General features: G+C 36.3%; 14 protein-coding genes. 10 read left to right on the top strand and 4 right to left on the bottom strand.

Annotation, left to right across the window (positions count from 1 at the left end; genetic code table 11):
• Positions 1–2 precede the first annotated feature (2 nt).
• From FTV30_RS11160 to FTV30_RS11120, 9 genes are all read left to right on the top strand, one after another.
• Positions 3–1,250, top strand: coding sequence for a lytic transglycosylase domain-containing protein (locus FTV30_RS11160; RefSeq protein ID WP_068974464.1), 1,248 nt, complete (start codon positions 3–5; stop codon positions 1,248–1,250).
• On the top strand, positions 1,247–2,764 hold the full coding sequence (locus tag FTV30_RS11155) for a type IV secretion system DNA-binding domain-containing protein (protein WP_180001612.1): 1,518 nt from the start codon (positions 1,247–1,249) through the stop codon (positions 2,762–2,764). The genes FTV30_RS11160 and FTV30_RS11155 overlap by 4 nt, the downstream gene beginning before the upstream one ends.
• 17 nt (positions 2,765–2,781) lie before the next feature.
• The gene (locus FTV30_RS11150; protein WP_004999346.1) at positions 2,782–2,982 is read left to right on the top strand and encodes a hypothetical protein; all 201 of its coding nucleotides are present in this window, start codon (positions 2,782–2,784) and stop codon (positions 2,980–2,982) included.
• 44 nt (positions 2,983–3,026) lie between these two features.
• Complete coding sequence (locus tag FTV30_RS11145) at positions 3,027–3,737, top strand: lytic transglycosylase domain-containing protein (RefSeq protein WP_017480462.1); 711 nt, start codon at positions 3,027–3,029, stop codon at positions 3,735–3,737.
• Positions 3,738–3,747: 10 nt separating this feature from the next.
• Complete coding sequence (locus FTV30_RS11140; protein WP_017480461.1) at positions 3,748–4,041, top strand: TrbC/VirB2 family protein; 294 nt, start codon at positions 3,748–3,750, stop codon at positions 4,039–4,041.
• 11 nt (positions 4,042–4,052) lie between these two features.
• Positions 4,053–6,764: a type IV secretion system protein VirB4 gene (locus FTV30_RS11135; RefSeq protein ID WP_180001611.1), complete on the top strand. Its 2,712-nt coding sequence runs from the start codon at positions 4,053–4,055 to the stop codon at positions 6,762–6,764.
• Positions 6,761–7,402 carry a type IV secretion system protein gene (locus FTV30_RS11130; protein WP_180001610.1) on the top strand — a complete coding sequence of 214 codons (642 nt, stop codon included), beginning with the start codon at positions 6,761–6,763 and terminating at the stop codon, positions 7,400–7,402. Before FTV30_RS11135 ends, FTV30_RS11130 begins: the two co-directional genes overlap by 4 nt.
• Before the next feature lie 62 nt (positions 7,403–7,464).
• Positions 7,465–7,926, top strand: coding sequence for a hypothetical protein (locus tag FTV30_RS11125; protein ID WP_180001609.1), 462 nt, complete (start codon positions 7,465–7,467; stop codon positions 7,924–7,926).
• Positions 7,927–8,127: 201 nt separating this feature from the next.
• Positions 8,128–8,610 (top strand): thermonuclease family protein, encoded by a 483-nt coding sequence (locus FTV30_RS11120; protein WP_180001608.1) that lies wholly within the window; start codon positions 8,128–8,130, stop codon positions 8,608–8,610.
• On the opposite strand, the gene FTV30_RS11115 is transcribed toward FTV30_RS11120, so the two are convergent.
• Positions 8,607–10,319, bottom strand: coding sequence for a zeta toxin family protein (locus FTV30_RS11115; RefSeq protein ID WP_180001607.1), 1,713 nt, complete (start codon positions 10,317–10,319; stop codon positions 8,607–8,609). The two genes, FTV30_RS11120 and FTV30_RS11115, sit on opposite strands and share 4 nt — an antisense overlap.
• Positions 10,320–10,509: 190 nt before the next feature.
• The gene (locus FTV30_RS11110; RefSeq protein WP_180001606.1) at positions 10,510–10,728 is read right to left on the bottom strand and encodes a hypothetical protein; all 219 of its coding nucleotides are present in this window, start codon (positions 10,726–10,728) and stop codon (positions 10,510–10,512) included.
• Between the two features lie 151 nt (positions 10,729–10,879).
• On the opposite strand from FTV30_RS11110, the gene FTV30_RS11105 reads away from it, so the two are divergent.
• The gene (locus FTV30_RS11105; protein ID WP_180001605.1) at positions 10,880–11,527 is read left to right on the top strand and encodes a recombinase family protein; all 648 of its coding nucleotides are present in this window, start codon (positions 10,880–10,882) and stop codon (positions 11,525–11,527) included.
• Positions 11,528–11,754: 227 nt separating this feature from the next.
• On the opposite strand, the gene FTV30_RS11100 is transcribed toward FTV30_RS11105, so the two are convergent.
• Together FTV30_RS11100 and FTV30_RS11095 are read right to left on the bottom strand one after the other, a co-directional pair.
• On the bottom strand, positions 11,755–14,607 hold the full coding sequence (locus tag FTV30_RS11100) for a DEAD/DEAH box helicase family protein (RefSeq protein ID WP_180001604.1): 2,853 nt from the start codon (positions 14,605–14,607) through the stop codon (positions 11,755–11,757).
• Complete coding sequence (locus FTV30_RS11095; protein ID WP_180001603.1) at positions 14,600–16,456, bottom strand: site-specific DNA-methyltransferase; 1,857 nt, start codon at positions 16,454–16,456, stop codon at positions 14,600–14,602. Before FTV30_RS11095 ends, FTV30_RS11100 begins: the two co-directional genes overlap by 8 nt.
• Positions 16,457–16,486 lie beyond the last annotated feature (30 nt).

Genomic DNA, 16,486 nt, shown 5'->3' with positions numbered 1-16,486 from the left:
AAATGAAATTAAAAAAACTATCGCTACTGGTACTGGTAGGTTTAAGCGGGGCAACTATTGCTTCAAATTTACCTTACAACGATATTGTGACTTCAGCTTCAGCTAAATACGGATATGACCCGCTTTTAATTCATGCAGTAATTCAAAAAGAATCTTCGCATAACAATACTGCTAAATCAGGCGTTGGCGCTCAAGGTTTAATGCAACTTATGCCCGCAACGGCTCGTTCTTTGGGCGTTACCAATCCCAATGACCCTACACAGAATGTTAATGCGGGTACTCGTTACCTGAAGCAATTAAATCAGCAATTCGGCAACATGCCCCATGCACTCTATGCCTATAACTGGGGTATGGGTAATTTACGTTCGTATCTGAAAGGTAATAAAAAAGTTATGCCTAAAGAAACGCAAGACTATGTGCCTAAGATCGCCCAGTTTTATAGAAACTATGGCGGTACTGGTTCATATTTTAGTGGCAACGTAATTAAAGGCGGGACTACTTCAGGTGGCAAGCCTGCAACGACTGGCATAGAAAACAGTAATCAGAAGAAGATACAAGCCAAGCTAGAAACACAAAGCGCATGTAAGCCTGTAAAGCTACCTGAAGCAGAACAAGTTGATATTGATTCACCTATCAACCTACCGCCTGTTCCCCCTGTAACTGGTGGCGTAGGTAAAACAGTTTTTGACCCGACAAAAAATGCCGATGCAGTTCTACAAGTTCAAGAATTAATGAAGCAGATTCAAGTCTTGAAAGGGCAATATGACAGTGTGACTAAAGGGCTTGCAGGGCTAGGACTTCTTACCAATGTGATGCAAATTGCAGGCTTTGAATTGCCTAATGGCTTTGATGCTCAACCGACTAATATTTTCAATACACCTAAAGAGCAAAACGCCTACAACGAATTGCAACGTCAAATTGCGACCAATACTGGTGTGTATGCAAGCAAGGAATTGGCACAGATTCAAAACATAACTGCAAGCCGTGTAAACACAGCTTATGTAGACGCTGAAGTAGCTTGGACACAAGTAAATTGTAATATGCAAAACCTAAAGTCGTTGGCTCAAGTAAGTACCAATACGTTAAAGCAATCAAAAGACTTGGCGAATGCCCTTGCTATTGAAAACAGTATGTTGGTAGCCAATCAAGCGAAGCTTAAAGCTAACATGCTCATGATGCAGTCAAGCATGGATTCTTATAAGGTCGCTTCCCATCAAGCCGTTCAAAAATTCTTGGGGACAGTCAAATGAATGATCAATCGCAAAAAATCTTCGGTCACGCTGTTTTAGCTGTTGTAATCACTGTGATTACAACATGGGCTATTTTTTTACCGAAGTTTTTTATTATCCCAAAAGATCATAAAGTCCAAGCTATTCTTTATGCAATTCCATTGACGTTTAAAACGCCTTTATACGTTTTAATATTGCTGTTGGCTTTGGTTATTAGTAGTGCTTTGGCTTGGTTTTATTTTCAAAACAATAAAACACCTTTTGGGGGCGAAAGATACGTTCGTGTTCTTCGTGGCTTACAATTAGTAAGTCCATTCAAATTAAGAAGAATGACCAAAGAAAAAGATTACCAAATCCGTTTTTGCGGTATGCCTGTTCCCAAAGATTTAAAATATAAACACTTCCTTTTAACTGGTGGTACTGGTCAAGGTAAGTCAGTTTCAATCAGTGATTTTTTAGATTCTTGTGTTGCTGATTCTCGCAGTAAAACCCGCTTAATTGTGGTTGACCCTAACGGAACTTACGCAAGTTTATTTGCTAAGAAAGGTGATGTTATTTTCAACCCTTTCGATGCTCGATCAGTCCATTGGTCGGTTCTTAATGAAGTACAAAATTCTTATGACATTGAAACATATTCAATGACAATCATTCCTAAATCTTCAGACGCAAATCACGAAAATTTTAATACGATGGCTCGTACTATTGTTAAGTCTGCCATGACCAAAGTTTTAGAAATGAATGAACTTACTAGAGAACAGCAGACACAACAATTTTTAGAAATTTTATTAATTTCAAGTGACGATAAACTCAAAGAGTTTTTAGTAGGTACTCAAGCTTACAGCTTACTTGGCAACTCTGAATTAGTCGGTACTTTACGCAGTATTGTTACTACATATTTAAGCCCTCACACTCATTCTAAACTTGGTGATTTTTCGTTTAGGGATTATTTAAAGCATGGTACTGGCAATATTTTTATTACTTGGCGTGAAGATCAATTAACTGCATTGCAACCATTAGTTAGCTGTGCGACTGACGTTATTTGTAGTTCTTTATTATCTGACTTTGATAACTATTCTGATTTTATATTCTGCCTAGATGAACTCGGCTCTTTGAACCGTTTATCGTATCTCGAAGCCGTATTAACTAAAGGACGTAAACATAGACTTATTGCTTTAGCAGGCATTCAAAGTCTGGCTCAATTAATCACGATCTATGGAGAAAAATTCTCTATTACGCTACGTGGTTGTTTTTCTTCTTTTGGTGTCTGTGCTGTCAACTCTCAAGACACTTATACACCCCAAGAATATGAAAAAGCTTTCGGTGCAATTGAAGTATTAAGGAAAATGAAATCTGCAAATAAAGATTCAAGACCTGAACTTGTAAAAGAAAAAGAAAATGTAGTTAAAGCTGAAGAAATAAGCAGTCTTAAACCCCTGTACTTTTATATGAAGTTTTCAGGGCATTACCCCCCCACTTTAGTAACGATGAAGTACCGTACCTATGCTAAAGTTTCGGATTCTTTTTTAGCTGTGTAGATATTTAGGGGCAATTTATGAAACGTGAACAACTTTATGTAAGTGATGAATTTTTCGCAGAAATGGACGAACACTTTTTGAGATATAAACGTGGTGAATTAAAAGTTCCTGAAGAATTTAAGAACCGCAGACTTACTAAAAACTTAATTTATCTTATCGCTTTAGACCAGTTCTTTAAAGAGAAACATAAATTTTCAAATAGACCATTTATTGATTAAGCTAGTAGAGTTATACTGTTATAACTCTATAAGGAATAATGACAATGTTTAAAAAACTTATAATCGGTTTAGCTTGCAGTACGCCACTGTTTGTATATGCGTCACCTTATGATGATCTTATTCACAAACATTCTGTAGCCAATGGTTTAGACCCTAATTTAGTAACGGCAATTATGGCAAGAGAAAGCGCCTTTAAGCCAAATGCTCGATCACATAAAGATGCTAGGGGTTTGATGCAAGTCATTCCCTCTACAGCTCGTTTAATGGGTGTAGACCCTAGCCGATTATATGAACCTGAACAGTCTATTATTGCGGGTACTCGTTATCTCGCTTTCCTGAATAAAAGATTTAATGGTGATCTTACAAAAATGATTGCTGGATACAATGCAGGGCATGGGGCAGTTGAAAAGTTTGGAGGTATTCCCCCTTACCGTGAAACACAAAACTATGTACGCCTTGTATCCAGTAAATACCAAACACTAAATGGGGGTGGTTCATTTAAAACTTACACTGCAAATAATAACCCTACTGAAGCCAGTCGAAAAAGTGACATTCTAGTTCTCGCTTCATGGCAACAAAATCAATACCCGCAATACTCCGCAAGTCAAAACCAAAGTACAGAAAATAATAGCTATTCAGCACAATCTGAACCTGTGCGCCTGCGTGTAAATAATCAACCAAGCAATCAACCAAACGTGCAACAAGCATCGTTTGTTCAAACTCTTAACAAAGGGCAATACGTCCAAGTATTTTAAGGAATAGATCATGAATCTTTTAAATAAACTCAATCCTAAGCAATACGCAATTGTCTTATTTGCTGTTTTTTATGCTCAATTGGCAAATGCGGCGTTTGGTCAAAAATTTGCTCAAAAGCTTAACCAATTTAATGATGAATTAGTCATTATCGCAGCAGTCGCTTTCGTGACTGGTGTTATTTGTTTGGCAATCACAATGCTTGGCGGTGGTAGTGAAAAAGTTAAGCGTTGGGGTATCGGCTTAATCGTTGCAGGTATCCTTGTTTTCGTTGCCCCTGATCTTGGTAATTTCTTCTTTAACTAAATAGGTGAGCCATGAGCAAAACCACTGAAAAAAACGAAGAAAAAGACTTGCTGTTTGCGGGTCTTGCCCGAACTGCAAGGGTGGCAAATATACCTGTAGATATTTTCACTTACTTTTTCCTAATTTGTGGTTTTGCTACGTGCTTTTTAGCACTAATTGGCAACCTAAAATTAGGATTAATAATATCGGGAATAATCTATTTATTGTTGGTTGTAGTGACCTACCAAGAAGATAGAGGGATTCAATATTTATGGTTTTCGATCAAACGTAGACTTCAGCGAACTAAAGTTTTTGGTGGCTATAGTTTTGATTCTCACGCAAAAGCTGACGATAAAAATATTGAATATAGTCAAAAGAAATTAGCGGGTGCTGAACAAATGGAAATCAATAATTTACCTTATCTAAGCGCAATCAATGAACATGATATTAAGCTAGTTAATGGTGATATTTTTACGGTTTTAAAAATTACTGGCTTTCCGTATGAAACTAAAAGCTATGCTCAATTAAAGACTTTAAAAAAATATCGTGCAGATATGTTTAAACAACTTGGCTCTCGTTTTGTTGTTAGCGTTTATTATGATCGTCACGAAGTTAAAACCGAAATACCGCCTGCAAACGGTAATGAATTTTCAGATAGTTTTAACCAAAAATATTATGAAAAACTATCTAATGAACGCATGTTTCAAAATGATATTTATGTGTCGTTGCTTGTCCGAAAATCTAACCCAAGTGACCCGCCTTTAACTCGTCTTAAAAATTTGTTTTTCAGAAGTGATAATGAAGAACAAATGATTGCAGAATTAAATAATGCAGTAAGTATGTTTAAAGAGTATCTGCAAGATGCGAACCCAAGACAGTTAAGCACTTATTCAAAAGATAGCGTTTTATATTCTGAAACAGTGAATTTTCTCGGTTATTTATTGAACTTAGAAAAAGCAGAAATCCCACTTCATCCAACTGAAATTAGAAACTACTTAGGCTATACACGTAGAGTTTTTGCACCCGATGGAACTATTAAATTCTATCACCCAAGCGGTGAATTAACGGCAGGGGCAATCTATAGTTTACCTACTCCTAGCTATCCAGAGGGTAGCGATCACACCATGTTAGATGAATTTCTAAAAGTTGATCATCCTTTAATTATCTCTCAAACTTTCATGATGATGGACAGACGTAAATCTATCAGCATGAGTACAACTCGTCAGAACCAATTAAAAAATGCTCAAGACAAGTCAGAATCTCAAATTGAAGCGATTAATGTTGCCATTGATGACTTAGCTTCAGGGCGTATCTTAAACGGCATTTATTCATTAAATGTTTTAGTTACCTCTAAGACCCCATCTGAATTTAAAGAAGCAATGCAGAAAACTAGCGGGGCATTTCAGCGCAATCACATGATACCTAAAAAAGAAGATTTAATTTCTGAACCTACTTTTTACTCTATGTTGATTGGCAACTATCACTTACTCCAAAGACCCGCAACTATTAACACGACTAACTTTGCGGGCTTTGCCAGTATGCACAATAGTTCTACTGGCAAAAAAGATGGCAACCATTGGGGTGAGAATGTCATTCAGCTTAAAACGACAAGTAATACGCCTTACTACTTCAATTTCCATGAACATGATGTAGGTCATACTCGTATCACGACTGGTACTGGTGGCGGTAAGACTACTGTAATTAATACGCTTTTGACTGCTTCAGATAAGTTTAAGCCTTATATTTTTCATTTTGATTTTGAATATTCAGCTTCAGTTTGGATTAAAAGCATGGGCGGGCGACATACTGTTTTAAGTGAAATGGTTAAAACTGGTTGGAATCCATTGCAGTTAGATGACACGGAACAAAACCGTTTGTTTCTAAGAAATCTATTTTCTTTTATGGCTCAAGACTACAATGATAATGGTAATCCAAAGCCTTTAAGCACTGCTGAAGAAAACAAGATCAAAGACGTTGTAGATGCTGTTTATAGCTATGAAAAGCACCTTAGACGGCTTAGAAACTTTATTGGCTTGTTTGGTATGGCTGAAGATAACAACATGGCTGAACGCATGTCAAAATGGGTTAATGATGGGGTTTATGCCAATATTTTTGACAATGAAAGTGACAATTTCTCAATTGATGGCGCTCGAATTTTCGGCTATGAAATGAAAAATGTCATTGATAATGATGTGGTGTTAGGCGCTATGTCTATGTATATCTTCCATCAAATTGATATATCCATGTCTGAGGGCAAGCCCTTTATTGTTGTTGTCGAAGAAGGTCAAAGATATATCAGTAATCCGATTAACTTAGCATGGCTTAAAATCATGCTAACCACGTACCGTAGACGTAACGGTATGATGATCTTTGTTACGCCAACGCCTGAAGTCATTACAAGAGATGACGATTTGATCGGGCAGTTTAAAACGTCAATTCTATTGCCAAACGATAAGGCGAATGTCGCTACATATATGGGTAATGAGAAAAATAATGGCTTAGGCTGTACTCAAGCAGAATTTGATTGGGTTGTGAATACACCGCCTTATTTACGCCAATTTATGATTAAAAACTCGCATGATTCAGTTATTAGCAAATTAGATTTAAGCAATATGTCTGAAATTATCCCAATACTTTCAGGCAATGAGTTAAGACACAATATTCTTGAGGAAATATTGAGTAAGGATGAAAACTTGACCTACTCCCAGTGGGTACACGAATTTAACGAAAGGGTGAAATCATGAAAATGAATAAAATAAAAATGTCGGCTGTAGCTTTTGCTTTAGCCTTAACTGCCAACACAGCAAACGCTTGGGACGTTGTATTCGACCCGACAGCCGTTGCAAATATGGTCAAGCAATTGGTTCAAATGCAACAGCAATATGAGATCATGAAGAAACAATATGAAAGTACGACTGGTAATACTGGTATCGGAACTTCAGGCGTTAAGAATGTGCAAGACGTTGTTTCAGGCTCTTGGCAAGACGTAGTAGCCAATCAAAAGACTGGCTCATTTGGTAATGCTCAAAAGGCTTATGATAAAGTGCTTACTACCATTGGTTCAGATGGTATGAATCAATTGCTAGGCAATGATCAATACAAGCGAAATTACAACACGGTTAAGACTGGCTTTGCTTTCAGTGATGCTTCTTATAATGCTTTAAATGAGCATGTAGCAAACTTAACCACACTGAAGAACAAAATTAACTCGACCCGCAATATTAAAGAAGCCCAAGACTTAGCAAATGCCATTGCTATTGAACAAGGTTATATCAACTCGATTGGTGCTAAATTGTCGGCTGTTCAAACTAACCTTGCATCTAACAATGCTTCAAGCGGTGTGACCAGTACGCAAAGCTTTAAATCGTGGTTTGGTAACTAATTTCATCACAAGCTAACAATTCAGGTTGTTAGCTTTTTTTTGTCTAAATTTTAGGATTATCTATGAAAAAAATCATAATCCCTGTATTAGCCTTAATCGCTTTCAATACATACGCTGAAACAGCACAGAATGGCACAGAAACGCCAGTTGCTATAGAGGCTAGTCATACATCACTGACCACTAAAAAAGGCGAAATAGAGGTTAAAAAAGACGGAAAAACTGTATCTGTTTCTAAAGCACCTGAAAGCCCTTTAATTAATACAGTCACAACTACACAAACAACTTCAAAAGCGCCTGAAGCTAAACAAGTAGTAAAAGAGATCCAATCTAAACCAGTCAAAGAACCTGTAGTGATTTATCAAGCCAGTGAAATTATGCCTGAGCTTAGTCAAGCCGATCTTGACTATATTAAGGCTGTAAATTCAAACGATAAAATCAACTCAATTGAAAGCAAGATCGTTAATAACGAAGCGATTAGCAAAGAAGAATTGAAGATTTTACGCCAAAAGAATCCAAACTACTGATTGACCTTTTTGACATTTCCCCCCGCACTCATAACCCACTTAAATCATTCAATAAAGTAGATGCCTGGTCAAGACTGCATACTTGCAGTTTTGACCAAGCATCGGAATATGATTTTTCACAGTAAGAGTTTTGGCCAAGTATGGACCAAGCAATGAAATTGCAAGTCCATACGTGCTAAAACGGTTTTATGGTGAACCAAAATGAATAAGCTTTTTTGTATTACCCTTTTTTTGTTTTCTGCATACTGTCACGCTGATTATTACGGTAAAGTCACTTACGTTTTAGACGGTGATACTGTGAGTATCACAAAACCAAACAACACTAAATGGCGGGTTAGACTGTCATTCATAGATGCCCCTGAAGTTGCCAATAATTCTAAAAATTCGCCTACACAGCCTTATGGTCAACAATCGAAACAATATTTAATGTCTATGGTCTTAAACAAAACGGTACTCGTTAAAGAGCATGGGACTGATAACAATGGTAGGTTTCTTGGTGAGCTGTACTTGAATAAATTAAATGTGAATAAAGCAATGGTCGCCAGTGGCTACGCTTGGGCATATCGCTACAATCTTCCTGATAGAACATACATAGATTTAGAGAATAAAGCTCGATCAAAAAAAATCGGGTTATGGAAAAGTCCTAACCCGATTAATCCCTATGACTGGCGAAAGAAATATTAAAATTTCATGCCTGAAGTGGGCTTATCCTGCTTTGGGCTTGACTGGCTTAACTCCTGCACCCTCGAAGCAGATAAAGATTTAAATGTTGTTTGCTGTGCTGTCACCCTCTGATCTACAGCCTGTTTTACTTCAGGATTGGTTTCATAGCGTTTCACATATTGATCACCATAGCGGGCTTCAACACTTCTGATTTTTAACTCTACATTTGAATTGTTATAAACGCCTGTTGCATAAGTTTCACCTTTTTTAGTTGCGTGACCTGTGATTTTAATTTCAGCGTCTTTAGGTAAATTAGTGGTTGTAAATAAACCATCTTTTTGACTGTATGCTTGATTGAGCTTGATATAGTCACCATGAGCAATTGATAGCCCATTAGCTGACTTAGCAAAATCAGCACCCAATTTACCCTCTTTCTTGAGCTGTATTCGGACTTCTTTAATTATTTGATGTTTATTTAGCGCTGGGTTTTTGCTTTGAAATTGAGATACTTCAGCCTTACTATCTCCTTTCACTTCAGGCGCTTTAGGTTTATTTGATAGCTGTTCATCTACTTTCATTAAAATTTTATTTTCAAGGTTATTTAACTTTTCTTTAACCTCCATATAAACCTGTAATGCCGTAGATTCAGGCTGTTTTGAATCATGATTACCGATCGGCTTATCGAGCATCATTTCATTTTTAGTAACATTGATTAACTCAAGGTGATCTCGATTTTGACGGAACATAACTAAATTGTCCTCGCCATCAACTTTGATATTTTTAGATAAATAACCCTCTTGTTTTTCAAAATCATCTTTGGCAACAAGTAAGTTGCTAGTTAAGTTACCGACTATTTTTACGTCCATTTTCTCACCTGTACTTTCATCAACTGGGGTCACTTCACTAACCAGTTTTTGATTATTCAATTTAAGTCTGTCACTTTCCTGAAGCCCCTTTACAATCTCAACCTCTGTATATGGGGCAAAGCGTGTTTGCATTGCTTCTATTACTTTGAACCATTTATATTCATGCTGTTGGCGCTCCTGATCTGAAAAGGGTCTTTCCCTTTCAGCTTTAAAGTCCTTTTGTTCAATAGCGTTATAGTGACGGTCATAAACGGTTAGCTTGTCTACTATCGGTTCATTTTTTAACTGTTCTATTGTGTTTTCTAGCTTGTGATAAATTTCACTATGAATATCAATATTGACGAAACGCCCAGTTTCATACAGCGCCTTTTCCATTTCATAACGATGGTATATACCTTGTCGGGATGTAATTTCAGGCACAGCCATTATTTTTAATTCAACGTCTTTGTAGCCGTTATCTCTGAAATTTTGAACTGTATTTTTTAAGGTTTGAAAATCTGCACTTGTTTGGTCAAGAACAATATTTTTCTTATGGCTTATAGCTTCTTCAATTAATTCTAAACTCCACTTTTTAGCATCATGGTGGGTGAATCCTGAAGATGTTTTATCATCCAGTTTTTGCAGTTCATTATACTTGGGGTGATAGGCTCTTAATTGATCGGGGTCAATAATTACACTCCCGCCTTTATCTTTGAACTGATCTATAGAATCTCTTGCCAACTTGCCTTTACCCGATGCAGGCTGACCGCCAGTAATGACGACTTTAGGGCTTACTATAGACAGTGAGTTGTTTAGAAAATCAGCTTTAATTTTCTCAAATACAAGGTTATGTTCTTCATCACTTAGTTTGTATTGATTGTCCATTTAGCACCCTTTCATTGTGTCTTAAAGAATGTTCCAACACATTTATAAACCGTAGGTAGTAATATCAGTCCACAAAACCAAAGAACGCCCATAATGTCATCGGATAGGTTTTCTGAAACAAGCACTACACCCAAGCAACCATAAATCACGACTAGACTTATAATTAGCTTCAGCAAAAACATTTTCATTTCTAATTGCTCTGCTCGCTTTTATAGGCTTCACTATGTTTCTTGATTGATTGTATAAGCTGTTCTCTATCTTGCTCATACAAGCCTTGAAGCTCCATTGAAAGGGCTTGCCTATCATCTTCAGGTAACTGCCCTGAAGTACGCAATCCAATACGATTTGATATGCCTGTCTGTGCAATCCTTAATAATTCGGATTCGCTTAGATCATTAAAATTAATCATCGTTATTTTTCCTTATATCTGAAGATATATAACAATAGGGTATACCCTATTGTTATACAATAATACACCCTAAAAACCCTATAACAATAGGGTTGTTTTGTTAATCTAATGTGATATAACATTGAGGTCGTCTAATTTTGTTATACTGGTTATGGAAAAAGAAAATTTAGATATTGAAGATCAAATTAACAACACGCCTTTTCAAAGGGTGGGTTATGTTCGTGTATCAACCAAAGACCAAAACCCTGAAAGACAGCTTCACGATTTACCATTTAAATTAGATAAAGTTTTCATTGATCACTTTAGCGGAAAAACTGCCAAGCGCCCTGCACTTCAGGAAATGCTCGATTATGTCCGTACTGGCGATATTGTGTACGCACATGATGTTTTTAGACTGGCACGAAGTTTAATTGATCTTGTGACCATCATTCAGAAACTAAACAGCAAAGGCGTATCAGTAGCTATTATTAAAAACAATCTGAACTTCACCCCCAATTCCGATGACAAATTTGACAAGTTCCAACTTCATGTTTTAGGCGCTGTAGCTGAACTGGAAAGAGGGATACTTAAAGAGAATCAAGCTGAAGGCATAAAGTTAGCCAAAAAAAAGAAAGGTAAATACAAGGGAAGATCGCCTGCTATTGAAGGTGAAAAATTAAATGAGTTAATTCAGACCCTTAAAAACAAGGATGATTCATACTCTTTTACTCAAATAGCTAAAGATTATGGTGTGTCCTATATGACTTTAACTCGATATAGGAATAAGTATTCAAAGCAAATTGATCCACAATCTGATTGACCTTTTTGACAAAAAAATAGCTTTAGTAACTTACTAAATCTTTTGAATAAAGTAGATGCCTGATCAAGACTGCATACTTGCAGTTTTGACCAAGCATCGGAATATAATTTTAAGCAATAAAAAAGCCAGTATAGAGCTGGCTTTTTTATTCAATGATCTTAAAAACAATATTATGTAGCAACTTCACAAAAAGATAATAATCAGCAGGTTACAGTGAGAAACCTAGATTAACTCGGCATCCTATTGTGAAAATCAATAGCAAAATCTGATTCAGATCGTGGTTCGGTATTGTAGAATTTGAAGCCTAAACATTTAACTTCCTTATAACCATGCTCTTTAACTTCATTTAAGAACTCAACATAGTTTTGTGAATCATCTTGATCTGCATCAAAAACAATTTGGCTTTCATCATCCAAACTAATCAATACTTCCTCTTTCCAAGTATCCTTTTCAAGCAAATGACCACCTTTAGGCTCAATTAAGCATTGATAGTACATTTCACTATTTTCAGCATCATTAATGATCAGCATGTAGTCAGGGCTGAATCTACGACCATCTTTAGGGCTAAACAACCAATAATCGAGTTCATTCCGTATCAGGTAAATCTCTGCACCCTTGTAGCGTGATTTAAGCTCGTCAATTTGAGTTGCAACAAACTTAACAAAGCGTTTTTCTTCACTTGTGCCATAGTTTTCACTGTAGGCGTACCAATCGGCAGTTTCAACATCAAACTGTAGATCGGGGTTGTCATGGCTTGACTGTGGTTTTGCACGTTCATCAGGTGCATGATCACTCGTTTCACCATCTGAATCTTGGATAGGGAACGAAACCAAGTAGATGTTCTTTTCTTGCTGAAAGATAGAGGATAGTGATTTAGGTCTAAAAATATGACTTCCTGTAATCTGTGGCATGTGCCGATCTATGGCTTTACGCACTTCGGGTAAAATCACACCGACCAATAATTGCAGTTTTTCATGCGCTTCAAGTTGGTTAATGTCCTTACCTTCTGAATACGAATATTTAATTTCATATAAAGGTAGATACTTTTCGATCAATTCATCAATACTTTTTATCCCAACAATGTGATTTTTCAGATTGTTAAATCGAAAGAAATTGTTTTCTGCTGACATTAATGCCTTGCGGATAATTAACGGGGAAAAGTATTCATCGGTTAAATGAATGGTTTTATACTGAATCCCTGCCTGAATATTATTTTGCTCTTTATCCGTTAAACTTCTTGTATAAAGTCGGTAGGTACTGGCTTTGATTTCCCTTTTAAAAGTGGCATCAATCTCCGTATCCGTTGTTTTACTGCGGTATAACTGTTGATTGACCAATACAAAACCTTTTTTATAGGTTTCACTGTTGAGAAATTCAGACTTGAGCTTAATCGTCCGTTTTTCCATGCTCTTATTGACAATACCTTCATCAAGTAAGGCATATTGTAGGTTATCTAAAAAAGTCCCTGTTTTAACAAAGTGGTAGAAGAAAGTTTCTAAAATACGCCCATGCTCATACGGTGCATTATCAAATTTACGCTTGAATGGGTCGAACTCATAACTATGTTCTTCATCAAACAGCCCACCATTTTGAGAAATCTTATAGGATCGCGGTAATTTATATGGACACAACCTTGCACCACGACCAATAAGCTGAATATCTTGTAGCGATACTTTTTTAGATTCTGAAATATCAAAATGAATAATGTCAAATAGGCTGAGTACATCCCAACCCTCATTCAGTGCGTTGACAGAAAAAATTGCTCGAATCACGTTTCTTGGACTATCGAGTAGTGGGAGTAAATCCGCTTTTTCTTTTTTTTGACTGTTATACGTCATGCTGTTATCTTCACGGAAACGCATTTTAATTTCAGCAATAAACGCATTTAAGCCATCAGGGTCTTGGGGGGATAACAACCCTGATTTTCGTGAACCAAGCCAACTAAACATTTGATTAATAAAGCGGTTTCGATCTATTTCTACGAGCGATTGCTGTGTGCCTACACCTAATTTTTTTAAATGATCTAAATCACTTACTTTTAGTGAGTTGATCACCTTATGGAAAAAATCTCGATCTTCTTCACTTTTGGCAATTTTGGTTGATTTAATCAAAATAATGGGATTAACCTGAACATTCATTTCTCGTTCAGCGAGTAATCTGCGGTACTCACTCATCACGACTGCATTGATGACCAATAACCGCTTTTGATCTTCAATCTGTGTTTCTTCGTTATAAAGAAAGCCGACTTCTTTGCTGTACCCATCTTTGTTAAATTGCAGAAAATCGTAACGATGAATCAACTTATCACGGTATTTTTTATGGATGAGTGGATTTTCTAAATCTACGGTAGCGGTAAACTCTAACAGTAAATTATCAGGACGAGCATAGATTGCCGATTGAACTGCCGTTTCCCAATTACGAATATCTTCTTCTTCAGTTTTCTTGAGTTTTTTGCGTGTATCCACGTTTAAACGGTGTGCTTCATCCGCAATCACAACAACAGCATTATCCGCAAAATCCTGAGCAGTTAAGCTATTTTCCTTGTCTTCTGTTAGGCGGTTGTATAAAAGTGCGGTGCTGAAAAACATGAAGTTAATCGCATCTTTTTGGGCATCCTGAAACCGATCAATTGCACGAATATTAATGGTTTTACCGTTTAATTTAACCCCTTTCGGATTAAATAGATATTTGGCAAATTTATAATCGGTGAAGTTTTTTACCGCCTGATTTTTAATTTGCAATTGGTGTACCAAGAATACAAAATTGCGGTAGCCTTTTTGATATAGATACAGAATAGCAGCAGCCATTGTGAGCGTCTTACCTGTACCTGTCGCCATATTGAACAGTAAGTGCTTTGCTTGATTGTGGTCTTGCTCAAATAGCCAAATAAAGTGCTTGATGGCAACTTCCTGATAATCTCGCAATGTCTTTGAAAGGTTATCGGTAATATAAGTCGGCAGTTGATAATCTCTGACCCATTCCTGATATTCAGGATTCGATTCAATTTGATTAAATAAAAACTGTGACAAAGTATCTTTAACTTTAGTTTTACTATTCTGTGTTTTAGTGGGTTTAGTCATTGCTCACCCCATAGAATAGGTCGGTTAAAGCCATTTCTTCATCTGTGACATGGTAACGACTATCACGCATATCAGCATGATTAAGATAAAGTTGGTTCTCATCCAAAATACCGATGAGTAATTCTTTACGTTGATCTAAATCCAATGAACGGAAGTTTTCATCTTTTTCAAATTCATTTTTATCGAACCAAAACTTCAAGAACGCATTTTTAGCCATTTCATTGTAAACGTCATCTAGCTCGCCTTTACTATTGGCAGTCATGATTTTATCTAAAAAGTCTTGGTTGTATTTTTTAAGCTCAAAATAAATAAATGAACCACCACCTTGCCAACCAACTGCCTTAGAAATACCACCTTGTTCACCCTCAATTACTTTCTTTAAGCGTTCTTTGGTAATGTCTTCAATGTAGTCCATTTGCTCTATACCAATCCATCTGCGTCCCATTTTATGAGCCACTGATGCCGTAGTACCACTACCTAAACAATAATCTAGAACAATATCGTTTTCATCAGTTGAAATTTCGATGATACGTTGAATTAATGATTCAGGTTTTTTACCTGTCGGGAAGTCCACACCACCTTCTTTCATCAAGTTATTGATACTTGAAGTTAAATCCCAATATGTACCTTGTTTATCTTTCTTATATAAGACATTATCAATTTCCTCCGTAATATCTCTCAACCAAGCAAATAATCTACACTTTTCCCCTTTATAAAATTGCTCATATAAAAGTCCCTTATTTTTACCAGACTTAGGTACATACTCAATCGAAATAACATCATCACTTATTCGATTTTCATTACGTGCATCTATTACTCTTGCTCTAATAGATGATTGAGCATCTTTTGCTTCAAAAATTTGTTTACCATAACGATAATATACTTCTTTCTCTGTAATATTCTCAGAAGCCATCACTTGGCGTACTGACTTAATGACAGCATTAGGTCTTCTATAAACCTTAATTTCATTACCATCACCATCAATTGTTGAGCAAACATAAACCTTTTCAGCACCATCTACTAATACAGACGTATAGTGCCAACTTTTCCCACTTTCCTTGTATTGCTCTACAACTTCATATATTTCTTTATATTCATATACACTCTTGAATGCAGGCAATAATTCATAATTTTTTGCGTATATTAAAATGTATTCACAGTTTTTCTTTAATCGCTTATCTTCACCACCACCTGATGCACCTGCTACATTTTTCATATTCACAGACAGCATATTAATGAAGTTTTCCCTACCAAAAATTTCATCCATTAAAACTTTTAAATAAGCTTGTTCATTATCATCGCATTGCACAAAAATAACACCATCATCTTTTAATAAATCTCTTGCCACTTCAAGACGATTTTCCATAAATATAAGCCATGAAGAATGATTGAAGCTATCGTTATATTTAAAGCTATCATTGCCAGTATTATATGGTGGGTCGATGTAGATGAGCTTAACCTTGCCTGCTAATCGTCCACTTAAAGAATGTAAAGCAAGTAAGTTATTGCCTTTAATCAATAAATTTTGTTGTAAGTTTCCACTTTCATCAAAAAAATCTATGTCAAGATTGGATTGAGTTTTACCTATAATTTGTATATTACTCAATACTTTAGGTTCAAATAAGGTGTCAATGTCAGCACCATCAACTTCTTGATGTAAAAAGCGTTCTTCACGCCCTGTATCTTCTTTATTCATGCCCGCTTCAAGCACAGTGTCTTTAAACGGAAAACTTAAAACCACATCATTATTATTATTTAAAAAACCAATTCGGTCTTGGCTAGTTGAATAAAGCCCAATTTTGTTGCTATGACGAGTGTATCTGCCTTTTTTAAGTGAATTATCAGACATGAATCAATCCTGTTTTTTACCGTTGAATGG

This window comes from Acinetobacter sp. YH12255, assembly GCF_013417355.1.
GTDB classification, from domain to species: Bacteria; Pseudomonadota; Gammaproteobacteria; order Pseudomonadales; family Moraxellaceae; genus Acinetobacter; species Acinetobacter pseudolwoffii.
This window is presented reverse-complemented; position numbering and strand designations above follow the sequence as displayed.